The sequence below is a fragment of the Streptomyces sp. NPDC026575 genome (assembly GCF_055567415.1).
The window spans coordinates 87,408-110,592 of the sequence record NZ_JBVHQM010000009.1 but is presented as its reverse complement, the minus strand read 5'-3'; the positions used below and the strand labels follow the sequence as shown (position 1 = coordinate 110,592).

Here is a 23,185-nt window from a genome sequence, read left to right as displayed (position 1 = left end):
CGCTGATGTGCCGTCATATCGCCTATGTGGGACCGCCGATACCCTTCGGGCAGGTCGTGCTGGAACCGCCGCACGGCCTGTACCGGCAGTCGTGGGCGCCGCGCCGCCAGCGGCACGGCACGGTCAACGCGGACGGGTTCGGCGTCGGCTGGTACGCGCCCGGCGACCCGGTGCCCGCCCGCTACCGCCGGGCCGGGCCGATCTGGGCCGACGAGCAGCTGCCCGACCTGGCGCGGGTGGTGCGCACCGGTGCGCTGCTGGCCGCCGTACGGGACGCCACCACCGCCGGTGCGGACGCCGAGGCGGCGGCCGCGCCGTTCGCCGGCGACCGCTTCCTCTTCAGCCACAACGGCGCGGTGACCGGCTGGCCGGACTCCCTCGCCCCGCTGGCGGCCGAGCTGCCGCCGGCCGAGCTGCTGCGGCTGCAGGCCCGCTGCGACGCGGCGTTCGTATGGGCGCTGGTGCAGCACCGGCTGGCGCGCGGTGACGAACTGGGCGAGGCGCTGGCCGACACCGTCACCGCCGTCGCCGCGGCCGCGCCCGGCTCCCGGCTCAATCTGCTGCTGACCGACGGGACCGCCATCGCCGCCACGACCTGGGGCGACACCCTCTTCCACCTGGCGATTCCCGGCGGCGGCCGGGTCGTCGCCGCCGAGCCGTACGACGATTCCCCCCACTGGACCGAGGTCCCCGACCGCACCCTGCTGCGCGCCACCCGCACCGGAGTCCACCTCACCCCGCTCAAGGAGCCCACCACGTGAGCCCGCTCAGCATCACCCGCACCCTCCCTGCCGACGCCACCGCGGCCGCACTGCGCGCCGACGTCTCGCAGGGCCTGTCCGACTCCCCCAAGCAGCTGCCGCCCAAGTGGTTCTACGACGCCCGCGGCAGCGAGCTGTTCGAAGAGATCACCCGGCTGCCCGACTACTACCCGACCCGCGCCGAGCGGGAGATCCTGCTCACCCGCGCCGACCACATCGCCGCGGCCACCAACGCCCGCACGCTGATCGAGCTGGGCTCCGGCTCCTCCGACAAGACCCGCCATCTGATCGGCGCGCTGACCGGGCTGCACACCTACCTCCCCATCGACGTCAGCGAGTCCGCGCTGGCCGCGGCGGGCGAGGCGCTGCTGGCCGAACACCCCGGCCTGACCGTGCACGCGCTGGTCGCCGACTTCCAGCAGGGCGTCGAACTCCCCGACACGCCCGCGCCGCGGCTGCTCGCCTTCCTCGGCGGCACCATCGGCAATCTGCTCCCCGAGGAGCGCGCCGCGTTCCTGCGCTCCGTCCACGCCATGCTGTCCCCGGGCGACGCCCTGCTGCTCGGTACCGACCTGGTCAAGGACGAGGCCACGCTGGTCGCCGCGTACGACGATCCGCAGGGCGTGACGGCCGACTTCAACAAGAACGTCCTTCAGGTCGTCAACCGCGAACTGGACGGCGACTTCGACCCGGCGGACTTCGACCATGTCGCGCTCTGGAACGCCGAGCGGGAGTGGATCGAGATGCGGCTGCGGGCCCGCAAGGACCTGACCGTCAAGATCCCCGGAGTGGACCTCGCGGTGACCTTCGCGGCCGGGGAGGACGTCCGCACCGAGATCTCGGCGAAGTTCCGCCAGGACGGAGTGCGGGCCGAACTCGCCGCCGCCGGGCTGGAGTTGACCAACTGGTGGACCGACAGCGCGGACCGCTTCGCGCTGTCGCTGTCCTTCCGGGCCTGACCGCACGTCGATTCCCGGCCGGTGTGCCCCCGGGCGCGCCGGCCGGGTCCCCTGTCCGGCGCCGGTGTGGTTCGATGCCCCGATCACACGTTCGCACGGGGCGGGTGCGCCGTGCGCGGAGTCGAGGGGCAGGGACGCGGCATGGGGCAGGGGCTGGATCGGCGGAGTTTCCTCAGGGGCGCGGCCGGGGTGTCGGCCGCCGGCGTACTGGCGGGGGCGGGCAGCGGATGGTTCACGGCCGGGGCGGCGGGCCGCCGGCCGTCCGCGCGCGCCACGCTCTCCGTCCAGGACTGGATGTCGGCGCTCGCCGACGACACCCCGCTGCCGCGTCTGACGATCCCCGGCACCCATGACTCCGGTGCCCGGATCGGCGGCCCCTGGGTCGCCTGCCAGAACACCGCCGTCGACGCCCAGCTCGCCGGCGGCATCCGCTTCCTCGACGTCCGCTGCCGGGCCATCGACAACGTCTTCGCCATCCATCACGGCGCCTTCTACCAGGAGCTGATGTTCGGCGACGTCCTCAACGCCTGCCGGGCGTTCCTGCGGGCGCATCCGTCCGAAACGGTGCTGATGCGCCTCAAGCAGGAGTACTCCGAGGTCGCCGCCGAGGAGTTCCGCCGGATCTTCGGCATCTACCTGGACGACAAGGGCTACCGCTCGCTCTTCCGCCTGGAGGGCGACCTGCCGACGCTGGGCGGGGCCCGCGGCCGGGTCGTACTGCTGGCGGACTCCGACGGCCTCGGCGGCATCCGCTACGCCGACCCCTCGGTGTTCGACATCCAGGACGACTACATGGCCGAGCCGTTCGGGAAGTACCCGAAGATCGAGGCCCAGTTCCGCAAGGCGGCCACCCAGCCCGGCAAGCTCTTCGTCAACTACGTCAGCACCGCCGCCCTGCTCCCGCCCCGTTCCAACGCAGACCGCCTCAATCCGCAGGTCAAGAACCTCCTGGAGGGCTCGGAGGGCGGCTCCTGGACGGGTCTTGGCATCGTCCCGATGGACTTCCCCAACGAATTCGGCCTGGCGGAGACGCTGATCCGGCACAACCCGGCGGTTCGGGGCGCACGGCTGACGCGGTGAGCGCCGGCCCGCCGCGCGGGGTCACCCGGATGGGCGAGTGGGCCGCGCTCCGGCGTCCGGGGGCGGCGCGGCGGCCCCGTCGGCCGTGCCATGACCGCCGGGCCGGTAGCCGTGGGCGTCGCGAGGGTCGTCCTGCGGGCCGCGTCCGGCCGGTTCCCGTCCACCGCGCGCGGTGATCCGCCCCGGGTGATCAACCAACCCGGTCCCCCCTGCATCAGACTGAGTGAAATGTCTGGTTCCGGTGGTGGTCCGGTGTCCTGCGGACGCCCCGGCTGATGCGGCGAGGCGGCTGTTGGTGGAGACGAGCGAGCGCGCGACCGCGCCGGCGTACGGCGCGGCCGGGGCCTGCCCGGGCCCCGGCGGGCCGACCTGCACGGGTCGGGGCCGGGCCGGCGTTCCGCTGCGCGCGACCCTGGCGCTCGGGCTCCTCACCGTCGTGGTGGGCAGCACGGCGCTGGCGCTGAGCATGCCCCCGCGCGATCCGTTCCTGGCCGCCGGGGACAGCACCACCGGCTCGTACCTCGCCACCCGCGCCGACGGCGACCAGGCCGCCGCGTCCGTGCTCGCCGGGCCGTACGTGGAGCGGCCGGGTCCGCGCGTGACGCTCCGGCGCGGCGGCGGGATGGCCGCTCCGCTGCCGGTGTCCCGGCCGCTTCAGGCGGCCCGGACGGCGCCCACCCCGGCGATCGGTGCGCTCTTCTCCCCCGGCGACGACGGCGACCCGGCGCACCACTGCACGGCGAGCGTGGTGCACGCCCCCGCCGGCGATCTGGTCGTCACCGCCGCGCACTGCGTGCACGACGGCGGCTTCCGTACCCGGCTCGTCTTCGCGCCCGGCCTCCACGACGGGATCGCGCCGTACGGCCTGTGGGTGCCCACCCGGATCCATGTCGATCCGCGCTGGATCACCGACCGGGACCCCGACCACGATGTGGCGTTCCTGCGGGTGCGCAGGGCCGGGCGGTCCGGCGGCCGGATAGAGGACCTGACGGGCGCCGAGCGGATCCGCTTCGACGCGCCGGCCGGGCGCCCGGCGCTGCTGACCGGCTACCCCTCCGACCGGGACACCCCGATCGGCTGCCGGCACACGGCGGACGCCCAGGGCCCGGGGCAACTGCGCTTTCGCTGCCCGGGGTTCCCGAACGGGACGAGCGGCGGGCCGATGCTCACCGACCTCGACCCGGCCACCGGCACCGGCTCGCTCATCGGGGTGGTCGGCGGTCTCGACGAGGGCGGCGACGACCTCGTGTCGTACAGCAGCCGGCTCGGCGCGGACGCCGCCGCCCTCTACCGCCGGGCGACCGCCGGACCGGCCCCGACCCCGCCGGTCAGGCCCCGCGCGGCACCACGGTCCTGAGGACCGACGGCAGCGGGTACCAGTCGGCGGTGGCGAAACTGGCGTGTGCCGCGGCGAGCTGGTTCACCCGGGCCAGCGCCTCGGTCTCGGTCGGGCGGGTGCCGTCGATCGCCGGGGGGACATTGTGCGCGTCGGTCATGATCAGCAGATAGTGCCGGGTGTCGTACCAGGCGGTGTCGATCGAGCCGTTGAGGTAGGTCGCGGCGTCGCCGTCGAAGACCACGAACCAGGGGCGCAGCGCCGGATCCTGGTAGCGCTCGCGCGGGTCGCCGGGAGCCGCCCCGTGCACCGCGGGGAAGGCCGTGGACTGCGCCAGCTTCCCCTGCCCCGCGAGGTCCTTCAGATGCCGGGCGTACTCGACATCCGTCCACAGCTTGTCGAGCGGGTTGTTCTCCTCCAGCGTGCCGGGTATCAGCTCGAACAGAAACTTTCCGGCCAGGTCCGCGCGCGCGGGCCAGCCGCCGGCCCGCACCGCCTCGTCGGGCGTGGCGTGCCCGCCGGTCAGGTCGCCCGGCCCGTACACCGCGTCGCCGAGCTTCTGCCGTATCAACGCGTCGAACTCGGCCGGTCCGCGCCCGCCCTTGGCGTTGAACCCGTCCTTCATCTCGACCTTGACCAGGATGGGGCGGTGGCCGGGGTGCGCGTCGTGCCAGGCCCTCATATCGGCCAGGCAGCCGCCGAAGTCCTGGTTGCGGTCCTTGGTCCGCAGCTCCGAGGCGTTCGCCGCGCCCTCGCAGTTGTTGTTGTTCCCGAGCGGGTTGCTGTGCGAGACCCGCCAGGACCGGCCCAGCCCGTTGGACCAGAGGTCGAGTTCGAGCAGCGCGGCGCCGGAGTCCAGCGCGTCCGCGAAGTAGGGATACTTCTCCTTGTCGTAGGCATTGTGGACGCCCACGGACGTGCTGGTGCCGTACGTCATGGGGGCCGGCTCGGCACCCGCCGTTCCGGTCACCGCCAGCATCGCCGCCGCCGCGGCGGCAACCGTCCCCACACACCGCTTCCCGTTCATGAGCCCCGCTTCCCCTAGGTCCTCGACCGGTCGGTCGCCCGGTCGATCGGGCGCCAGCGTACGGGAGTTGCGGGAAGCGGGGATCACAGGGTGGGCGCGGCGGACACCCACGGCGTACGGCACCGGCCGAGACCAGCCAGCACAGGAGGACCCATGACCGACGCACACACCAACACACAGCCGGACACGGCAACGGAAGGGGGAACGGACGTCGGCCCGACCACGACCGGAAGGGCCCCGCGCACCGGTCTGCCGCTCGCGGCGGCCGTCCTGACCGCGACGGTCGCGCTCTACATCGCGCTGGTCGCCTTCGGCAACATCACCGACTTCGGCACCAACCAGCAGTTCGTCCGCCATGTCCTGGCCATGGACACCACGTTCAAGGATCCGGACCTGATGTGGCGGGCCATCACCTCGCACTCCCTTCAGGACGCCGCATACGTGGCGATCATCGTCTGGGAGTCGCTCGCCGCGCTGGTGCTGATCGCCGCCACCGCCCTGTGGACCGCCGCCCTGCGGCGCGGCGGCGACGACCTCGCCCGCGCCCAGCGGACCAGCACCCTCGGCCTGCTGATGCTCCTGCTGCTGTTCGGCGCGGGCTTCATGGCGATCGGCGGCGAGTGGTTCGCCATGTGGCAGTCGGAGACCTGGAACGGTCTGGAGGCGGCGGCCCGCAACATCACCGTCGCCGGGATCGCGCTCGTGGTCGTCCACCTCCCTGGCCGAAGCGGACGCCAGGGGGGCGGCGAGTAGCCCTCCTCGGCGGCCGACCGCCGGAGCCCGGCCCCGGGCCGGGCTCGGCGCGGCCCTCCGCAGCCGGCCGCGCCGCCCGGCTCACCACGTGATCCGGTACCCCGTCAGCCAGTTGTCGGCGCCCGCGCTGCCGCGCTCGGGGGCGCCTTGCGGGCGCGAGGGGCGGCCGGTGGCGCCCGACGCGGTGAGTGTGGCCATCCCGGCACTGGCGGCGACGACCTTCTCCACCCGCTCCCGGCGCAGCTCCTCGTACGCGGCGAACGCGCTGCGCGGATCGGGATGGTCCCGCAGGCACTTGGCGAGGACCACGCTGTCCTCGATGGCCATGGACGCGCCCTGGGCGGCGTTGGGAGCGGCGGCGTGTGCGGCGTCGCCGAGGACGACCATGGTGTCGGTGTACCAGGTCGGGGTGGTGGCGATGTCGTAGGCGCTGGAGGCGATGATGCCGTCGCCGGTGGCGCGGACGATGGCGGCGGCCGGGGTGTCGTCGTCGGAGAACAGCCCGGCGACCCTGGCGCGCCAGGTCTCGGGGGCGGTGTTCGGCGCCTGGGTGCGGTCCAGTTCGGTGCCCGGCACATTGGCGAACCACCAGACCTCGCCGTCCGGGGCGCGGGTGCAGCCGAAGAAGGCCCGCTTGCCGAAGATCATGGTGTAGGTGTCCGGTGCGAGCCGGACCTCGGCGTCGCGGGTGTAGCCGCAGACGGTGTTCTGACCGGTGTGGCGCGGCTGCGGCGCGTTCGGGTCGATCAGGGTGCGGGTGACGGAGTGCAGTCCGTCCGCGCCGATCAGCAGATCACCCTCGGCGCGGCTGCCGTCGGCGAACGACGCGACCACCCGCCGGCCGTCCGCGCCGTCCACGGTCTCGGCGCCGACCAGCCGCTTCCCGTGCCGTACGGCGATCCCGCGGCGCGCCGCCTCGGCGTGCAGCACCTTGTAGAGGGTGGCCCGCCGAAGGGTGCGCGGGCCGAGATCGGCGCCCTGCTCGGTGCCCGCGATGGGGCGCTCCCCCAGCCGTGCGCCGTCGTTGCCGACGAACTCCACCCGCTGCGCCGGGAAGGAGTTCTCGACGACCGGGCCGTGGGCGTCGATCACCCGCAGCGCCTCCAGGCCGTTGGCGAAGACCACGAGAAAGGCGCCGACATCGTCGGCGCCGGTCGGGTACGCCTCGAATATCTCCGCCTCGATGCCCGCCTTGTGCAGGGCCATCGCGGTCACCGCCCCCGCGATGCCGCCTCCGATGATCAGGGCTTTGGTCATGCCGGTGTCCCCCCACTCGGGCCGCCGGCCGGGTCGTGGCCGACGAACGGTGCGGCCCCCGTTGGCCGCACCCTCCCACCTTGACCCCAGCGGGCCGGAAGATCCAGTCCGCCTGTCCGCCCCCGCCCCTCCCCGGAAGAAGGAGAGGGGCGGGGGGAGCACAGGCGGCGGACCGGGCGTCAGCCGGCCGCGTACACATCCTCGATGTAGCGTCCGGAGGCGGTCAGTTCGCGCAGCCAGGCCGCGGACTCCTGCGGGGAGGCGCCGGTGTGGGCGCCGTGCAGCTCGCGGAAGGCAGCCCGTACACCGGGCGCCATCCGGCTGCCGTCGCCGCAGACGTACACCCGCGCACCGGCCCGCAGCAGCTCCCACACCTCGGTGCCCTCGGCGGCGATGCGGTGCTGTACGAAGCGGTGGCCGTGCTCGGGGCGGGCGCTGAAGACCGGGCGTACGGAGACCGCCCCGGCGGCCTCGGCGGCGGCGAACTCCGCGGCGTGCAGGAAGTCCGCGGTGGGGTCGTCGCAACCGAAGTAGAGCCGGGCGGGCCCCTGCCGGCCCGCGGCGACGCGGTCGGCGACGGCGCCGCGGAACGGCGCCAGACCGGTGCCGGCGGCGACCAGGATGACCGGGGTGTCATCGGCCGGGTCGAGGCGGAATGCCTCCCGGCAGGGCTGGACACGGGCCAGGACGGTGTCGCCGGGCCGCAGGGTGTGCAGATAGGACGAGCCGGTGCCGCCGGGCAGCAGCGAGACCATCAGATCGGCGTGCCGGGGGTCGGTGGCGGGCGAGGACGACACGGAGTAGTGCCGGATGCGCAGCGGCGGCAGCAGCTCCAGGAGCGTCGGCCAGGGCAGTGCGCCGCGCAGCGCCGGGTGCGCCTCGACCAGCTCGATCAGGGTCCGCGGATCGTCCTCCGCGAGGGCCTCCAGCGCGTGCCGCTCGGGCGGACAGGGGTTGTGCGCGGCGAGCACCGCGACCTGACCGGGCGTCGGTCGCATCCCCAACTCCAGGTGATGGGTGAGGAGTTGACGTACGGAGACCGGCCGGTCCAGGGGCAGGGTGTCGCGTCCGGGGCGGTTGCCGGCGTGCAGCGCGAGGACGGTGTCGAGGTCGACGCCGAGGGCCCGGGCCGCCCGCTCGACGGCCTCGGGGGCATTGGCCGGCAGCACCGCGAGGTGGTCGGCGGTGCGGTACTCCACACCGTCCGGCAGCGCGAGCCGCAGGAAGCGCTTGGGACGCGGCCAGTCCTGCGCGGTCAGGTCGTGGGCCTCGGTGACGGTCATCGGGGTGAGGTCGTGCCGGGCGGCGAGCGCGTCGAGCGGACCGCCGGTGACCTCGGCGACCGTGTAGCCGGTGTCCTCGGCGGCCGGGGTGCTCGCGCCGACGCTGTCCGGGTCGCCGTACCGGGCCAGGAGCCGGCTCCGCAGCGCCTTGGTGAACTCCTGGACGGTGCTGTGGAGATCGCCGGAGGCGTCGGCCTCGGCGCGCGGCAGCAGCCGGTGGCCGCCGAGCGCGTCGAGCCGGTCGTCGATCAGGGTCGGTATGTGCTGGTAGGTGGCGGCCCAGTTGCGGTCGCCCACGCCGAGGACGGCGAACGGGACGTCCGCGGCCGCGCCGTCGGGTGCGGTGTTCAGCCAGCGGACGAAGGCGGCCGCGTCGTCGGTGGGCTGGCCGTTGTAGGAGGCGGCCACGATGACGACGGGCCGGTCGGTGGGCAGCCCGCCGGCATGCGCGTCCAGCGGCGCCACCTCGGCGGCGAAGCCCAGGCCGGTGGCCTCGTCGCCGAGCCGCTCGGCGAACTCGCGGCAGGTTCCGTAGTTGCTGCCGTGCAACAGCAGCAGCCCGGTGCCCTGGGGGACCCGGGTCGGCAGCCCCTCGTCGGCCGCCGGGTCGCCCGCGCCGCCGGCGGCGCCGGAGAGCCCGGGGAGCCCGTCCAGTGCGGTGCGCAGCGCGGCGCGGTCGGCGGGGGTGCGGGCGGCCAGGGTGAGGGTGAACCCCTCCGGCTTGAGCGTCAGCGTCTCCTTGACGCGCAGCCGGTAGTCGCGGTGGTCGATCAGCCGGTAGCGGTGCGCGAGCAGGGCGAGCAGCATGGTCGCCTCGTGCAGCGCGAACTGCCGCCCGATGCAGGCGCGTTCACCGGTCCCGAACGGCTTGTAGGCGTGCGGCGAACGGCCCGCCTCGGCCTCCGGGTTGAAGCGGAAGGGGTCGAACAGCTCGGGGTTGTCGCCCCAGGCCGGATCGCGGTGCAGCATCGGGGTGAGCACGGTGACCAGGTCGCCGGCCTTGAGCGGGTGGCGCCCGCCGAGCAGGGTGTCCTCGGCGGCCTGGCGGGTGAAGGCGGCGGCGGTCGGCCACAGCCGCAGCGCCTCGTTGAGGACCTGCCGGGTGAACGGCAGTCGGCCGATGTCCTCGAAGGAGGGGTCGGGGTCGGCCCGGTCGCCGAAGAGCTCGTCGGCCTCGCGCTGGACCATGCGCAGCGCGAGCGGGTCCTTCAGCAGGTGGTAGAGGGCGAAGGAGAGCGCCCCCGAGGTGGTCTCGTGACCGGCGATCAGGAAGGTGATGACCTGGTTGCGGATGTTGGCGAGGTCGAGGCCGGGGCCGCCCGGCTCCGCCGCTTCGCCCTGGTCCCGGGAGCCCAGCATCAGGCCCAGCAGGTCCTCGTCACCGCTCTCGCCGCTCGCCGTACGGGCGGCGATGACCTCGTCGACGACGGAGGCGAGGTAGTCCGCGTCGGCCCGGAACGCCGCGTCCTCGGCCGAGTGGTCGGCGTCCGGGTCGCGGGCGAACTTCCTTCCGCTCCACTCCAGGCAGCGCACCATCGCCTCGACGAACGGATGGGCGCCCTCGCCGCGGGTGAACGACTCGAAGTCGAAGCCGAATCCGGCCAGTCCGATGGTGTCCAGCGTCATCCGGGTCATGTCCTCGGCGACCTCGACGGGTGTGCCGTCGGCCACCCGCCGGTCCCAGGCGGCCATGACCCGGCGGGCGACCCTGAGCATGGCCGGGTGGTAGGTCCGCATGGAGCCGAGCGCGAAGGCGGGCATCAGGACCTCGTGGGCCCTGGCCCAGTTGGGCTCGTCGTTGTAGGCGGTGAACAGACCGTCACCGGCGAACTCCCGGACGTTCTCCAGGACGACGGACACGCCCTTGGCGAAGCGGGTCTCGTCGGCGAGCTCGGTGACCAGGTCGAGCGAGGTCACGAAGAGCGTCTCGCGGTCGCCGAGCTTGCGCCGGAAGACGGGGCCGTGGATCCGGGCCAGGTCCATGGCCTGCTGGATGGGCGTCTTGGTGATGCCGGCCGCCGTGATGTCGGCGACCGGAATGCCGTCGTCTGCGACGCGTTCGTCACTGTGGAGCGCGATGGTGTCGGTCATACCTCCAGCGTGAGGGCCCCGGAGTGCCGCTCGCGCCTCGGCAACTGCATGATTGTGCAGTGGTTTTTCGTCGCTCGCTCTTGCGCGCGGATCCGAGAAGGGGCAATGGACGAGGGGACTGCCGACGACATGCCGGGGACGCAGCCGCCCGCCGGGCACAAACCGCCCTGTGCGCGCGGCCCCGCCGCCGACCACACCGAGCCGTACACGGGCGGCCCCTGGCGCAACTACTTCCTGATCCTGCTGGACCGTATCCCCACGCCGACCGCGGTGTGCCGGGCGGACGGCGAGGTGCTGATCGCGAATCCGGCGATGGCCGCGCAATGGGGAGTGGCGCCCGGGCAGCTGCGGGGCCGCAACCTGCTGGATCTGTTCAAGCCCCGGGCGGCGGAACAGCTGCGGCGGATCGAGGAGGCCGTACGGCTGGGCCACCGCTCGCGCTACCCGGTCGAGGTGCACTGGCGGGCCGGGGCCGACGGGGCCGAGCGGGAAGGGGAGCTGACGGTGGATCCGGTCGGCGACCCCTCCGAGAAGCCGCCCGCGCTGCTGGCCCTGCTACGGGTCCGTGAGACGGCCCCGCCTCCGGCACCGCGCGGTACGGCGAGCCCGGTGGAGGCCCGGATCCTGGCGCTGGCCGCCGGCGGCGCGACCACGGCGTCGATCGGCACCGCGCTGGGGCTGACGGTCGACGGGGTGAACTACCACCTCGCCCGGCTGTCCCGGCGCTGGCGCGTCCAGGGCCGTACCGCGCTGGTCGCCAGGGCGTATGTGCTGGGCGTGCTGGCGGCGGACAGCTGGCCCCCCGCGCCCGCCTGACCCGTCGGGCGCAGGGCCCGGCGCACGAACCCTGGCCCCCGCGAACCGCGGTCCCCGGGGGCCAGGGCCCCGCTGGTACGCATGTGCGGATAACCTCGCAGGTGTGGAGGACAACGCAGCCGCGCGCTTCGAGCGCGGAACGGACGGCCCGAAGGTGATCGTCGTCGGTATCGACGGTTCCGACTCGTCGTGGCGCGCCGCCGCGTATGCGGCCGGACTGGCCCGGCGCCAGGGCTCCAAGCTCGTCCTGGTCTATGTCCAGCCGGTGCTGCCGGCCGGGGCGGCGATGGGCGCGCCGGTGGTCGACGCGACGAACGAGGTGGCCGAGGAGCTGATGGCGGAGATCCGCCAGGCGACCGAGCGGCTGCAGGGGATATACGACGTGCGCTGGGAGTTCCACACCCTGCGTGGCGACCCGTACAACGGCATGGTGCAGATGGCCGACGACCTCAAGGCCGACGCGGTGGTGGTCGGCGCCTCGGAGTCGGCCGGGCACCGCATCATGGGCTCGGTCGCGGTCCGCCTGGTCAAGGCCGGACGCTGGCCGGTCACCGTCGTCCCGTAGGCCCGGCGCGGTGGCCCGGCCGCTCCGCTGGTGGGGCGGGCCGCGCTGAGGCACGGTGGGAAGTGGACGGGCGGAGCGCCGCCCCGGCCGAGGGAGACCACCGTGACCGACCGCACGTATCGCGTGACCGAGATCGTGGGAACGTCCCAGCAGAGCGTGGACGCCGCGATCCGCAACGGCGTCAAGCGCGCCTCGCAGACCCTGCGCAACCTCGACTGGTTCGAGATCACCCAGGTCCGCGGCCATCTCGTCGACGGCGAGATCGACCACTACCAGGTCGGCCTGAAGGTCGGGTTCCGACTGGAGGACGCGGAGTGAACCCCGGGCGGCGGGCAGAACCGGCCGCCCGGATCGAACGCCGAGCCGCACTCGGCATACCCGCAGGCACGACGCCCGGCCCGCGCCCCGACGTGCCGCCCTATGGACACCCCTCACGTGTATGGATCACGGCGAGTCCCCATCAGTACTAGGGAGTCGCCTTCCGTAGGCGCCCGCGAGGGTCCATGATGATCCGCCGTCGGACCACGACGGAGCGATCCTACGGAGGGTTGACGCATGGGGCTGCGCGCGGGACAGGGCGTTTGGCGCCGCAAACCGATCGAACACATCGAAGAGCAGGAAGGCACCGCGAGCCAGCAGCTCACCCGGGCGCTCGGCCTGTGGCAGCTGACCGCCATCGGCGTAGGCGGCATCATCGGCGCGGGTATCTTCACCCTGGCCGGTACCGTCGCGAACGAAAAGGCCGGGCCCGCGGTCCTGATCTCCTTTCTCATCGCGGGCATCGCGAGCGCCGCCGCCGCCTTCTCCTATGCCGAATTCGCCGGGCTGATCCCGAAGGCGGGCTCGGCCTACACCTACGGCTACGCCGTCCTGGGGGAGCTGGCCGGCTGGTTCATCGGCTGGGACCTGCTGCTCGAATACACCGCGATCGTGGCGGTGGTCGCCATCGGCATCTCGGGCTACTTCGGCTTCCTGCTCGGGGAACTGGGCCTGGACCTGCCCGCCTGGATGCTGGGCGCGCCCGGGACGGGGCCGGGCCACCGCGTCGACCTCTTCGCGGCGGTGCTCTGCCTTCTGATCGCCTATCTGCTGACCCTGGGCATCAAGAACGCCGCACGCTTCGAGACGATCGTGGTGGGCCTGAAGGTCACGGTGGTCGTGGTGGTCATCGCCGTCGGCTTCTTCCATATCGACACCGCGAACTACCACCCCTTCTTCCCCTTCGGCGTGAGCGGCGCGTTCACCGGAGCGGCCACCGTCTTCTTCGCGGTCTTCGGCTACGACGCCATGAGCACCGCGGCCGAGGAGTCCAAGGACGCCCAGCGCCATATGCCCAAGGCCATCATGTACTCGCTGGCGATCTCGATGGTGCTGTACGTGCTGGCCTGCCTGGTGCTGACGGGCATGCAGGACTACAAGTCCATCGACCCCGAGAGCGGCTTCTCGTCGGCGTTCAAGGCGGTGGGGCTGACCGGCCTGGCGGACGTCATCGCGGTCGGCGCGATCATCGGCATCCTGACCGTCATGTTCACCTTCATGCTGGGGGTGACCCGGGTCTGGTTCTCGATGAGCCGGGACGGCCTGCTGCCGAAGTGGTTCGCCAAGACCAGCCCCAAGCACCATGTGCCCACCAGGGTGACCTGGATCGTCGGCTTCGCCTCCGCCCTCATCGCGGGCTTCCTGCCGATCGGCGAGGCCGCCGAACTGACGAACATCGGCATCCTGCTCGCGTTCGTGGTGGTCTGCGTCGCGGTGATCGTGCTCCGCTACCGGCGCCCCGACCTGCCGCGCACCTTCCGTACACCCGGGATGCCGGTGGTACCCGCGATCGGCGTGTGCTTCTCGATCTGGCTGATCACGTTCCTGGCGTGGCAGACCTGGGTGCGCTTCGCGGTCTGGTTCCTGATCGGCCTGGTCGTCTACTTCCTGTACTCCTACCGGCGCTCGAACCTGGCCCGGGAGAGCGGCGAGAACTCCGGCGGCGAGGCCGCCGGCGGGCCGGCCTGAGCCGGCGGTGACGGTGGCCCGGATCCGGTGAGGCAGCTGACCGGCGGGGCGCCAGGCCCCGCCGGTCAGCGTGCGAGCCGGGCGGGATCAGAAGACGAACGGTCCCGGAGACTGCGCCGAGGTGGCGTTGCAGGTGGCCGTGATGCCCAGCACCACGACCTTGAGGGACTTGCCCTCCAGGCTGTCGCCCGCGGCGACGGTGCCGCTGAGCGGTCCGGTGGAGACCTCGCTGCCGGCCGGGATGGCCGGGTTGGAGCTACCGCTGAACTCCGTCGTCTCCGAGCCGTTCCTGGTGAGCGTCAGCGTGGACTTGACCGAGTTCGCCGCGATGTCTATGGGCGATGTGATGGCCGAGGTGGACAGGCTGATGGTGGCGGCCGTGCCGTCCTGAGTGGCGGTCAGCGTCGCCGTACCGGAACCGTAGGAGCCGCAGTCGAACGAGAGGGTGGCGGTGTCGGGGGTCACCGCGGTCGCGGCCGGTGCCATCGCGAGCGTGCCCGCGGCGGCGACGGCGACGCCTAACGCCGTACCGATGCCGAGCTTGCCGGATCTGACGTGCCTCATGGGGTACCGCCTTCGTGAGGGGGGTGGCAGGTCCGTGACGCCGGCCGTCGAGGGGTGTGTGAGGGGATGGCAGGCGGTCACGCGGGGCCCGGATGGAGCCCGCGCCGACCGGCCGCTCCAGGTCTGCCCAAGACAGATCTGATGGGGGGTCAGCGCACCTGAATCGCTGCCCATTGAGGCATGTACCACCGAAGACGGCAAGACAGACACCTCATGATTTTTGACGTGTCAGCGCCAAACAGTCGGGGGGAGGCCCGCCACGCGGGCCGAACCGCCCGGCGGCGCGCTCACCGACCTGGGCAACCCGTTCATCGGCAGCCAGAACGACGGCAACACCTATCCGGGCGCCGCCGTCCGCGAATACGTGGAGCCGGCCACGTAAGGCGCCCCGTCGGGCATATGCCACCTGGATTCCGAGAAGAGTTACCGGCGAGGCAAGTAGCGCTACGAAGCGGTGAACATGACTGAGCGCCCCGCGCGGAATCACGCGGAGCGCTCGGACCCTGCGGCGCTCTGGAGCCGAGGGGGCTGGGACACCGCCGGATGCTTTGCCGGTTCCACCACCTCGGCGGGTGTCCGCACCCAAACGCGCTCGCCGGTCTTGGCGACTGTCAGCCCCATGTCGCTGTCAGCCGGACGATCCAGCGTGTCCCACTCACGCCAGGCGGCTTCCACGTCGGCCCACAGGCTGCGGTCACCGAACTCGGTAACTGTGCCGTCGGCGTCCGCGACAGCGCCCGACCCTCGGCCGTCGCTCACCCAGACGCGGAGGTCTGCGCCCTCCCGCCCCTCAGTGAGCGCGACGCCGGGCAGACGGGCACCCGCGTACAACGCGAACCCGGGCGTCAGCGTCTCCTGCGGAGGCACCTCTGTATCCCTGGAGCGTGGCGAAGAGGTATCCGGGGTGCGGCTCGCGGTGCCGCGGTGCGAGCGCATCGGCATGTAGGTGGCCGTGCCGGCGAACGGGCCGGAGGCCGTGCCGTCGTCGTCTGCGACGAGACGGACCAGCGCCCCACACCAGAAGTCGCCCACCCGCGGCGCCACCAGCAGCCCACCCGACCGCAGTTGCTCGACCAGCCCGTACGGAACGTGCCGCAGCGCGCAGGTCGCAATGATCCGGTCGTACGGTGCGCCCGCCGGCCAGCCGTGCTCCCCATCGGCGACGACCAACCGCGGCCGGTGTCCAGCGGCAGACAGGTACCGCTCGGCCTGCGCCGAAAGGGAAGCGTCGATCTCGACGCTCGTCACGAGCTGGTCGCCCACCCGTCCTGACAGGAGCCCGGCCACCTGGCCGGTGGCGGTGCCGATCTCCAGCACGCTCTGGCCGTCGCGCACATCGAGCAGTCCGAGCATCCGCGCGACCATGGACGGCATGCTGTTGGACGAGGTGGCGACCCCTGGACCGCCCTCGGCACCGTCGTCGATCTGCGTGACCACGGGCTCGTCGGAGGACACCAGGGCGGCGCGTTCGTCAGCCGTGACGGGGCGGCACCGGTCGGGGTCCTGCCGCCACACCTGCTCGGGGAGGTATGCCTCGCGCGGGGTGCGCTCCCACACGGCGCGCCATTCGGGGCTCAACATGCCGCGCTCGTCCAGTTGCTGGACGAGCGCGGCATGCCCCCGTTGGGGGTCGATCATCAGGCCGCCTTGGGCCGGTCGCCGTCGGGGGACGGCGGCGTGGGCGGCGGTCACGGCCTGTCCGACGGGGCTCCGCCGTGCTTGCCGCCGTCCGTCATAGGTACGGTCACGATCTCCTCGTCTCCCTCGGGGACTTTCGTTCTGCCCAGCAGCTCGGAGTGAGTGCGGGGGGCGGCCACCGCCACCAGATCGCCGTCCGGCGGGCCCCACAGATCCACGTCCACGCTGTACCCGGCCTCTTCGACGCCAGCGCCTCGGCGACGATCACCGCGGCGTCGTCGTCCGAGACGTCGGGGTTGTCGGTCTGGACGGTGGAGCCGGCGGCGTCGAACTGCTTCTGGGTCAGTAACGATCGGGCAGACTTGCCCATGGTTCTCCTTGGGTGAGGTGCGATGCCTCGCGGTGGAGGCCCGAACCCGTCCCCGGCCGGCTGTCCGGCCAGGGAATCCGGCCGGGACGGGGGCCTGGATGTCGGGCTGGCCGCCGCTACTTCGTGCTCGATTCCTCGGCGTCGTCCGCCGGTGGAGTGGGCGCGGACGGAGGCGTCTGGATGGGGGCGGGGGTTGTCTCGATCCATCCGCCTTCGTCTTGGCGAAAGCCCATGGGGTACTCCGCTGGTCGGTGGAGTGTGCAGAGCCGGCCGCCGCCGTCACAGATACCGACGGCGGCCGGCTTCCCGCGGCGCCTCGGGGGTCGCAGCACCGCGGGAGTTCAAGGGGTCCGGCGCGGCCGGGGCGGCCAGGGATCGCCGGGTTTCCAGACGCCCCGGAGCTGGGCTTCGATCTGGTCCAACAGGTCGGTGCTGAGGTCCGGTTCAGGCGGGAGCTGCCGGCACAGTGCGCAGTGCCAGATCGCGCAGCCGGGTTTCGGGGTGGCGTCGGGGCCCGGGTACCTGGGCTTGGCGTCCTCGCTGCCGCAGACTTCGCACCGTGGGCTCATGGGTGCCTCCCCACCAGGACGGCGCGGGCCCACCGGTCGGACTCGCCGAAGGTGGTGGCCGTCCAGCCGCCGGCCTCCACGATGCGCTGCTGAAAGACCAGGCGGTGTGTCGTGTCGGTTGCCAGACGGCCCCAGTCGTGCAGCAGGCACAGTGCCTTGCGCTGCCCAGCCGCGGCCTGCATGGCGGTCAGCTCCGGCCGGGTGGTGCTCAGTGCGTCGGGGCCGCGGTCGATCCAGCCCGGTCCGGCGAGCACCCAACGCATGCGGTCCGCGTAGTCGTGGCAGGCCGTCAGCCTCATGTCCAGCCGACGGCGGGTGCGTTGATCGCGGCTGGCGCACCGGTCGTAGATGAACACCACCGGGTCCATGGTGGCGGTCATCTGCCCGCCCCCGCTGTGTGCCGGGCCAGAAGCCATTCACAGTCTCGGGCGAGCTGCTGCACCTGGACGTGGGCGGAGAGCGGTCCGGGCCCGAGGCCCTGGCGTGCCTGCCGCTCGATGCCGTCGAGCCGGGCAGTCAGCCGGTGCGCCTCGATGCTGCCACGCCACAGGCGCCGGGCCGCATCCCGCGCCTCGGGGAGGAGGAGCGCGATGTGTCCGCGCAGCGCTTCCTCCAGCGTGCCCAGCTCGTCGAGGTCCGGACGGCCCGACCCCGTACGCAGCGCCTGGTGAAGCGTCGCGGTGATGGTGTCCTCATCGATCGGTACATCAATTGTGGCGTCCGGCGGCCTGTCCATTCCCTGCTCCGATCTGATGGCGATGCACAGAGCGTGCTCTCGCCGCGACAGAGTGGGAATGACCAACAAGGGTTACCGAGACGGTAATAGACTCGTTGTCGGTGCCGGCGCGACGATCGATCGTGCCTAGGATCGCTCTGAAAGAGGGCCCTATGGACACCCCCGTAAGCCCGCTCGGCCCCGACGTGTTAGAGCGTGATGACCTACGCCGCGCGCTGGACGAGCACGATTTCGCAGCTGCATTCGCGCTGATCAAAAAGTGGGCCGGTCTCAGTCAAAACAAGATCGCAACGGCGTGCGACCTCACCCCCGGCAAGGTGTCCAACATCATCTCGGGGCGACACCACGTCACCTCCATGACCGTAATCCGCCGCATCGCCGACGGCCTCGGGATCCCCGGCACCCTGCTTGGCCTCGCCCCTCGCCCATGGGAGAACCAGACCCAACACCCGTCCTTCCCCACCGAGGAACGCCCACCCTCCGAGGAGGTGCCGTGGCGTCCTGACGCCACTGTCGGCCTTGCCGACCACCTGACGAGGAGTGATCTCGTGATCAACCGCCGCGCAGCCACCCGCGCCCTGTCTGCCGCCGCCCTCACCGGCACAGCGCTGCTCGACGCGCTCGAAGGATGGCTTCAGCCGGCCAGCGCTGAAGGCAAAACCGCGACGCCGCGGTCGCCTCGGCGAACGGGACCTCGATGCGCTGGAAGCCACCGCGCGCGCATTCCGCACGTGGGACCACCAATACGGCGGAGGTCTCCGTCGGAAAGCGATCCTCGGGCAGCTGAGCGAGGTGGCCGCCGCACTTGAAGAACACCAACTGGCTCCCATCGAGCGTCGCCTCTACGGGGTTATGGCTCAGCTCGCGGGAAGCGCCGCCACCATGGCATGGGACGCCGGACAGCAGCGCCGGGCGCAGGACTACTACCGAGTGGCGCTACGAGCCGCGCACGCAGCCGGCGATACCCACTTCGGGGCCAACGTGTTGGCCGGAATGGCCCGGCAGATGCTCTACGTCAACCGTCCTCAAGACGCCCTCGAACTGGTCCGGCTCGCCCAGGACGGCGTTCGCACCTCGGCAGGCCCCCGGCTGCGCGCGATGCTCCACACCCGCGAGGCGTGGGCCTACGCGGCGATGGGGCGGCATGCCGCCTTCCAGCGAGCGACCAGGCACGCCGAAGACGCTCTGTCGTCCGCTGCTGGAGCCGAAGAGCCCTACTGGATCCACTACTTCGACACCGCCGAATTGGCCGGTGTGACCGGCGGACGACTCCTGGACCTTGCCCGCACCGATCCTCACGAGCACGCCGCGGCCGCATCGCAAGAGATCCGCGCGGCGCTCGACCAACGCGGACCGGAGGCCAGCAGGAGTCACGCCCTCGACTGGATCGGACTGGCCGAGTGCAGCTTCCTGCTGGGTGACGTCACCGGCGCCGCGGAGACTACGCACCATGCAGTGAACGCTGCTGCGCGCACCCAGTCGGGGAGGGTCCGGCAGCAGCTCACGCAGCTCTACCCGTATACGGTCGGCAGGGACGTCTCCGGACCACTGCGTGAGGCCCGGGACAAGATCCGCGATCTTCTGGCGACGTAGGGAGACACGAGGGAATGACCACCATCGCCGTGACCGGCCACATGGACCTCGCGGACAGCACTGTGCCGCTCGTGCAGGAGGAACTCAGAGACCTGCTGCGCGACCACCAAGGCGATTTGGTCGGCGTCACCTGCCTGGCGCGTGGCTCGGACACACTGTTCGCCGAAGCGGTGGTTGAGGCCGGAGGCCGGTTGGTCGTCATCCTGCCCTCGCGGGACTACCGGCAGGCCAAGGTCAAGCCCGATCATGCCCCCGCTTTCGACCGCCTCGCGGCTGCGGCCGAGGTGGTAACGATGCCGCACGACACAGCGAACCGTGAGGCGTATGAGGCAGCGAATGGTGAGCTGCTCAAGCGCGCCGATCGGCTCGTCGCCGTCTGGGATGGCGTGCTGCCTTCGGGGAAAGGCGGGGGGACGGCGGACACCGTTGAGCAAGCGCGCAGCGCTGGCGTTCCGGTGGACGTCGTCTGGCCGCGAGGCGCCCGGCGTGGCTCCTAGCGCCGTACCATCCGCATCATGGCGACCACCTGCGTCCCCGACGCCACCGCCGAGGCCAACCACGCGATACGCGCGTTCATGGCCGCCCGGGCTGGTCGGCCGCTGTGGGCCGAGGAACAAGACGAGTACGAGCAGCTGCTCGCCGCATGGGCTGCTGCCGTGCACACCCAGGCACCCGCTTATCGTGCGCCGAACTCATCGGCTGCGGTCAATCCCACCCGGATGTGAGCGATCAAGTGATCACGCTGCTTCTCCGTGATCGAGCCGTAGCGCACGCCCCGCGCACCAGCAGAGTGATCACCTCGATGGCGACGCGTGGAGAGTCAGCCGTTCCGGGATCAGCCAGAGGCTGACCGCGGTGAAGGTACATGCTCTGCGCCGCCGCCGGTGGGCACCGCGGTCGGGGCCGGCAGGCCGTAGCGGCCGGCGACGGCGCCGTATGCGTCGCGGGCCCGTCGCACTCGGCGGGCCCGCGGCCGCACGGGCGGCGAAGGGGGTGTGGCGCGCTGCGGAGCGGCGTCAGTCCTGCAGGGCCTGCCAGAACTCGTCGAAGGACATCTTGCCGTCGTGGTCGGCGTCCTTGGCCTTGATGACGGCCTCGGCGACCGGGCCGGTGACGAACCCGTCGCCCATCTCGGCCATCGCGCGCTTGAACTCGTCCGGCGTGACCTGCCCGTCGCCGTCCGCGTCGTACCGGTCGAACGTCGCCCTGGCCTCGTTGATGTCTGCCATGAGAGGTGCCCCCTTCGTGGTCCTGCGCAGCGCTGCGCAGTGCTGGTGCCCGTGATCTGACCTGCGTACATTAGCGGACCGTCAACGCGCGTCCGGCTGCCCCCTCCGCCGGGCCAGATACGGGCCGGTACGGCTGCCGGGGGCCGCCGCGACCTCGGCGGGCGTTCCGGTGGCCACGATCCGGCCGCCGTCCGCGCCGCCGCCGGGCCCGAGGTCGATGACGTGGTCGGCGCCGGCGACCACCCCCATGTCGTGCTCGACGACCACGACGGTGTGCCCGGCGTCGACCAGGCCGTGCAGCTGGCGCAGCAGCACCTCGGTGTCGGCGGGGTGCAGGCCGGTGGTGGGCTCGTCGAGGAGGTAGAGGGTGTGGCCCCGGCGGGTGCGCTGGAGTTCGGTGGCGAGCTTGATGCGCTGGGCCTCGCCGCCGGACAGCTCGGTCGCGGGCTGGCCCAGTCGCAGATAGCCCAGGCCGACGTCCTTGAGGGTGCGCAGGCTGCGGGCGGCGGCCGGGATGTCGGCGAGGAAGTCGGCGGCGGCGTCCACCGTCATGCCCAGGACGTCGGCGATGGTGCGGTCCCGGTAGGTGATCTCCAGCGTCTCGGGGTGGTAGCGCGCGCCGTGGCAGGTGGTGCAGGGCGCGTAGGTACCGGGCAGGAAGAGCAGCTCCACGGCGACGAAGCCCTCGCCCTGGCAGGTCTCGCAGCGGCCGGAGGCGACGTTGAAGGAGAACCGCCCCGCGGTGTAGCCACGGGCGCGGGCCTCGTCGGTGGCGGCGAAGACCTTGCGTACCGCGTCGAACAGCCCGGTGTAGGTGGCGAGGTTGGAGCGCGGGGTGCGGCCGATGGGCTTCTGGTCGACGCGGACCAGCCGGTGCACCGCGTCCAGGCCGTCGGCGCCGGCGAGCTGCGCGCGGGCCGTCGGCCCGATGTCGCCGCCGTCGGCCCCGCCGTCGCCGGGCTGCTCGTCGCCGGTGCCGAGGTGGTCGCGTACGGCGTCCGCGAGGACCCGGGTGACCAGCGTCGACTTGCCCGATCCGGAGACGCCGGTGACGGCGGTGAAGACGCCGAGCGGGAAGGCGGCGTCCACGCCGCGCAGGTTGTGCAGGGTGACACCGCGCAGCGTCAGGGTGCCCGAGGGGATGCGCGCGGTGCGCTCGGGGGGCGGTTCGGTGGCGAACAGGAAGCGGCGGGTGGCGGACGGCTCGACGTCGGCGAGCGCGGCGACCGGGCCGCTGTGCAGGATCCGCCCGCCGTGCTCACCGGCGTGCGGGCCGACGTCCACGATCCAGTCGGCGCGCCGCACCACGTCCATGTCGTGCTCGACGACGAAGAGCGAGTTGCCGGCCTCCTTGAGCCGGCCGAGCACGGTGAGCAGGGACTCGGTGTCGGCGGGGTGGAGCCCGGCGGACGGTTCGTCCAGGACGTAGACGACGCCGAAGAGGCCGGAGCGCAGCTGGGTGGCCAGCCGCAACCGCTGCAGCTCGCCCGCGGACAGGGTGGGTGCGGGCCGGTCCATGCTCAGATAGCCGAGGCCGAGTTCGGTGAGCACGTCGATGCGGGCCACCAGGTCGCGGGCGAGCGCCGGGGCCACCTCCTCGTCCGGCCCCGCGGCGGTGGGGCGCAGCAGCGCGGCGAGGGCGCTCAGCGGCAGCCCCGCGAGGGCGGCGATGTCCTGGCCCCCGAAGGTGACGGCCAGCGCCTCGGCGCGCAGCCGCCGCCCCGCGCACACCGGGCAGGGCTCGGCGACCATGAAGCCCTGGACGCGCTTGCGCAGGGTCTCGCTCTTGGAGTCGCCGAAGGTGTGCAGGACATAGCGTCGGGCGCTCATGTACTGGCCCTTGTAGGGGCGTTGGATACGGCCCGCCTCACGGACCGGGTGGACGGTGACGACGGGCTGCTCGTCGGTGAACAGGATCCAGTCGCGGTCGGCCGGCGGCAACTCCCGCCAGGGCCGGTCGATGTCGTGGCCGAGGGCGGCGAGGATGTCGCGGAGGTTCTTGCCCTGCCAGGCGCCGGGCCAGGCGGCGATGGCGCCGTCACGGATGGAGAGCGCCGGGTCGGGGACGAGCGAGTCCTCCGTGACCCGGTGGACGGTGCCCAGCCCGTGGCACTCCGGGCAGGCACCCGCCGCGGTGTTGGGCGAGAAGGCGTCGGAGTCGAGGCGCTCGGTGCTGCCGGCCGGGTAGTCGCCGGCGCGGGAGAACAGCATCCGCAGGGTGTTGGAGAGAGTGGTGACGGTGCCGACCGAGGAGCGGGAGGTGGGCGCGGAGCGCCGCTGCTCCAGCGCGACGGCCGGCGGCAGTCCGGTGATGTCCTCGACCTTGGGCGCGCCGACCTGGTGGATCAGCCGCCGGGCGTAGGGGGCCACCGACTCGAAGTAGCGGCGCTGCGCCTCGGCGTAGAGGGTGCCGAAGGCGAGGGAGGACTTGCCCGATCCGGACACCCCGGTGAACGCGACCAGGGCGTCCCTCGGGATGTCCACATCGACGCTGCGGAGGTTGTGCTCACGGGCGCCGCGCACCCGGACGTACGAGTCGGTCATCGCTCCA

Annotated in this window: 24 protein-coding genes; 13 read left to right on the top strand and 11 right to left on the bottom strand. The window is 72.5% G+C overall.

Annotated elements, in window-relative coordinates; all coding sequences use genetic code 11:
- Positions 1-5 precede the first annotated feature (5 nt).
- The 4 genes from egtC to ACZ4NB_RS14725 all read left to right on the top strand — a co-directional run bounded on the left by egtC (position 6) and on the right by ACZ4NB_RS14725 (position 4,157).
- Entirely contained in the window at positions 6-761 is a 756-nt protein-coding gene (gene egtC / locus ACZ4NB_RS14740; RefSeq protein WP_467661439.1) for an ergothioneine biosynthesis protein EgtC, read from the top strand.
- Entirely contained in the window at positions 758-1,720 is a 963-nt protein-coding gene (gene egtD, locus ACZ4NB_RS14735; RefSeq protein ID WP_467661437.1) for an L-histidine N(alpha)-methyltransferase, read from the top strand. The genes egtC and egtD overlap by 4 nt, the downstream gene beginning before the upstream one ends.
- A 141-nt stretch (positions 1,721-1,861) precedes the next feature.
- Positions 1,862-2,800, top strand: coding sequence for a phosphatidylinositol-specific phospholipase C domain-containing protein (locus tag ACZ4NB_RS14730; RefSeq protein WP_467661435.1), 939 nt, complete (start codon positions 1,862-1,864; stop codon positions 2,798-2,800).
- A gap of 295 nt (positions 2,801-3,095) precedes the next feature.
- Positions 3,096-4,157, top strand: coding sequence for a trypsin-like serine peptidase (locus ACZ4NB_RS14725; RefSeq protein WP_467661433.1), 1,062 nt, complete (start codon positions 3,096-3,098; stop codon positions 4,155-4,157).
- On the opposite strand, the gene ACZ4NB_RS14720 is transcribed toward ACZ4NB_RS14725, so the two are convergent.
- Positions 4,129-5,163 (bottom strand): phosphatidylinositol-specific phospholipase C domain-containing protein, encoded by a 1,035-nt coding sequence (locus ACZ4NB_RS14720; RefSeq protein WP_467661431.1) that lies wholly within the window; start codon positions 5,161-5,163, stop codon positions 4,129-4,131. The two genes, ACZ4NB_RS14725 and ACZ4NB_RS14720, sit on opposite strands and share 29 nt — an antisense overlap.
- A 153-nt stretch (positions 5,164-5,316) precedes the next feature.
- Here ACZ4NB_RS14720 and ACZ4NB_RS14715 point away from each other — a divergent pair, with 153 nt between their 5' ends.
- Positions 5,317-5,916, top strand: coding sequence for a DUF2165 domain-containing protein (locus tag ACZ4NB_RS14715; RefSeq protein ID WP_467661430.1), 600 nt, complete (start codon positions 5,317-5,319; stop codon positions 5,914-5,916).
- An 81-nt stretch (positions 5,917-5,997) separates the two neighbouring features.
- Here the strand turns inward: ACZ4NB_RS14715 and ACZ4NB_RS14710 are convergent, their stop codons facing one another.
- Both ACZ4NB_RS14710 and ACZ4NB_RS14705 read right to left on the bottom strand, forming a co-directional pair.
- Entirely contained in the window at positions 5,998-7,173 is a 1,176-nt protein-coding gene (locus tag ACZ4NB_RS14710; RefSeq protein WP_467661428.1) for an FAD-dependent monooxygenase, read from the bottom strand.
- A 179-nt stretch (positions 7,174-7,352) separates the two neighbouring features.
- Positions 7,353-10,547 carry a cytochrome P450 gene (locus ACZ4NB_RS14705; protein WP_467661426.1) on the bottom strand — a complete coding sequence of 1,065 codons (3,195 nt, stop codon included), beginning with the start codon at positions 10,545-10,547 and terminating at the stop codon, positions 7,353-7,355.
- A gap of 105 nt (positions 10,548-10,652) precedes the next feature.
- Between ACZ4NB_RS14705 and ACZ4NB_RS14700 the strand changes: the two genes are divergently transcribed.
- The 4 genes from ACZ4NB_RS14700 (at position 10,653) to ACZ4NB_RS14685 (ending at position 13,935) form a co-directional block, all read left to right on the top strand.
- Positions 10,653-11,363 (top strand): PAS domain-containing protein, encoded by a 711-nt coding sequence (locus ACZ4NB_RS14700; RefSeq protein WP_467661424.1) that lies wholly within the window; start codon positions 10,653-10,655, stop codon positions 11,361-11,363.
- Positions 11,364-11,466: 103 nt separating this feature from the next.
- Complete coding sequence (locus ACZ4NB_RS14695) at positions 11,467-11,928, top strand: universal stress protein (protein WP_467661422.1); 462 nt, start codon at positions 11,467-11,469, stop codon at positions 11,926-11,928.
- 102 nt (positions 11,929-12,030) lie between these two features.
- Positions 12,031-12,246, top strand: a complete 216-nt coding sequence (locus tag ACZ4NB_RS14690; protein ID WP_393491382.1) for a dodecin — start codon at positions 12,031-12,033, stop codon at positions 12,244-12,246.
- A gap of 237 nt (positions 12,247-12,483) precedes the next feature.
- Complete coding sequence (locus ACZ4NB_RS14685) at positions 12,484-13,935, top strand: amino acid permease (RefSeq protein WP_467661420.1); 1,452 nt, start codon at positions 12,484-12,486, stop codon at positions 13,933-13,935.
- 87 nt (positions 13,936-14,022) lie between these two features.
- Here the strand turns inward: ACZ4NB_RS14685 and ACZ4NB_RS14680 are convergent, their stop codons facing one another.
- The 6 genes from ACZ4NB_RS14680 to ACZ4NB_RS14655 all read right to left on the bottom strand — a co-directional run bounded on the left by ACZ4NB_RS14680 (position 14,023) and on the right by ACZ4NB_RS14655 (position 17,812).
- Positions 14,023-14,499 (bottom strand): hypothetical protein, encoded by a 477-nt coding sequence (locus ACZ4NB_RS14680; protein WP_467661418.1) that lies wholly within the window; start codon positions 14,497-14,499, stop codon positions 14,023-14,025.
- Positions 14,500-14,982: 483 nt separating this feature from the next.
- Positions 14,983-16,137, bottom strand: coding sequence for a methyltransferase domain-containing protein (locus ACZ4NB_RS14675; RefSeq protein ID WP_467661417.1), 1,155 nt, complete (start codon positions 16,135-16,137; stop codon positions 14,983-14,985).
- A 50-nt stretch (positions 16,138-16,187) separates the two neighbouring features.
- Complete coding sequence (locus ACZ4NB_RS14670) at positions 16,188-16,361, bottom strand: hypothetical protein (RefSeq protein WP_467661416.1); 174 nt, start codon at positions 16,359-16,361, stop codon at positions 16,188-16,190.
- A 487-nt stretch (positions 16,362-16,848) separates the two neighbouring features.
- Positions 16,849-17,076 carry a hypothetical protein gene (locus ACZ4NB_RS14665; protein WP_467661414.1) on the bottom strand — a complete coding sequence of 76 codons (228 nt, stop codon included), beginning with the start codon at positions 17,074-17,076 and terminating at the stop codon, positions 16,849-16,851.
- On the bottom strand, positions 17,073-17,456 hold the full coding sequence (locus ACZ4NB_RS14660) for a recombinase family protein (protein ID WP_467661412.1): 384 nt from the start codon (positions 17,454-17,456) through the stop codon (positions 17,073-17,075). The genes ACZ4NB_RS14665 and ACZ4NB_RS14660 overlap by 4 nt, the downstream gene beginning before the upstream one ends.
- Positions 17,453-17,812 (bottom strand): DUF6415 family natural product biosynthesis protein, encoded by a 360-nt coding sequence (locus ACZ4NB_RS14655; RefSeq protein WP_467661411.1) that lies wholly within the window; start codon positions 17,810-17,812, stop codon positions 17,453-17,455. The genes ACZ4NB_RS14660 and ACZ4NB_RS14655 overlap by 4 nt, the downstream gene beginning before the upstream one ends.
- A 152-nt stretch (positions 17,813-17,964) precedes the next feature.
- Between ACZ4NB_RS14655 and ACZ4NB_RS14650 the strand changes: the two genes are divergently transcribed.
- The 4 genes from ACZ4NB_RS14650 to ACZ4NB_RS14635 all read left to right on the top strand — a co-directional run bounded on the left by ACZ4NB_RS14650 (position 17,965) and on the right by ACZ4NB_RS14635 (position 20,130).
- Positions 17,965-18,621: a helix-turn-helix domain-containing protein gene (locus tag ACZ4NB_RS14650; RefSeq protein ID WP_467661409.1), complete on the top strand. Its 657-nt coding sequence runs from the start codon at positions 17,965-17,967 to the stop codon at positions 18,619-18,621.
- 73 nt (positions 18,622-18,694) lie between these two features.
- Positions 18,695-19,405 (top strand): hypothetical protein, encoded by a 711-nt coding sequence (locus tag ACZ4NB_RS14645; RefSeq protein ID WP_467661408.1) that lies wholly within the window; start codon positions 18,695-18,697, stop codon positions 19,403-19,405.
- Positions 19,406-19,419: 14 nt separating this feature from the next.
- Positions 19,420-19,902, top strand: coding sequence for a hypothetical protein (locus ACZ4NB_RS14640; RefSeq protein ID WP_467661406.1), 483 nt, complete (start codon positions 19,420-19,422; stop codon positions 19,900-19,902).
- A gap of 18 nt (positions 19,903-19,920) precedes the next feature.
- Positions 19,921-20,130 carry a hypothetical protein gene (locus ACZ4NB_RS14635; protein WP_467661405.1) on the top strand — a complete coding sequence of 70 codons (210 nt, stop codon included), beginning with the start codon at positions 19,921-19,923 and terminating at the stop codon, positions 20,128-20,130.
- A gap of 291 nt (positions 20,131-20,421) precedes the next feature.
- Here ACZ4NB_RS14635 and ACZ4NB_RS14630 read toward each other — a convergent pair whose 3' ends face one another.
- Both ACZ4NB_RS14630 and uvrA read right to left on the bottom strand, forming a co-directional pair.
- Positions 20,422-20,634 (bottom strand): EF-hand domain-containing protein, encoded by a 213-nt coding sequence (locus tag ACZ4NB_RS14630; protein WP_467661404.1) that lies wholly within the window; start codon positions 20,632-20,634, stop codon positions 20,422-20,424.
- 81 nt (positions 20,635-20,715) lie between these two features.
- Complete coding sequence (uvrA, locus tag ACZ4NB_RS14625; RefSeq protein WP_467661403.1) at positions 20,716-23,178, bottom strand: excinuclease ABC subunit UvrA; 2,463 nt, start codon at positions 23,176-23,178, stop codon at positions 20,716-20,718.
- Positions 23,179-23,185: the final 7 nt, after the last annotated feature.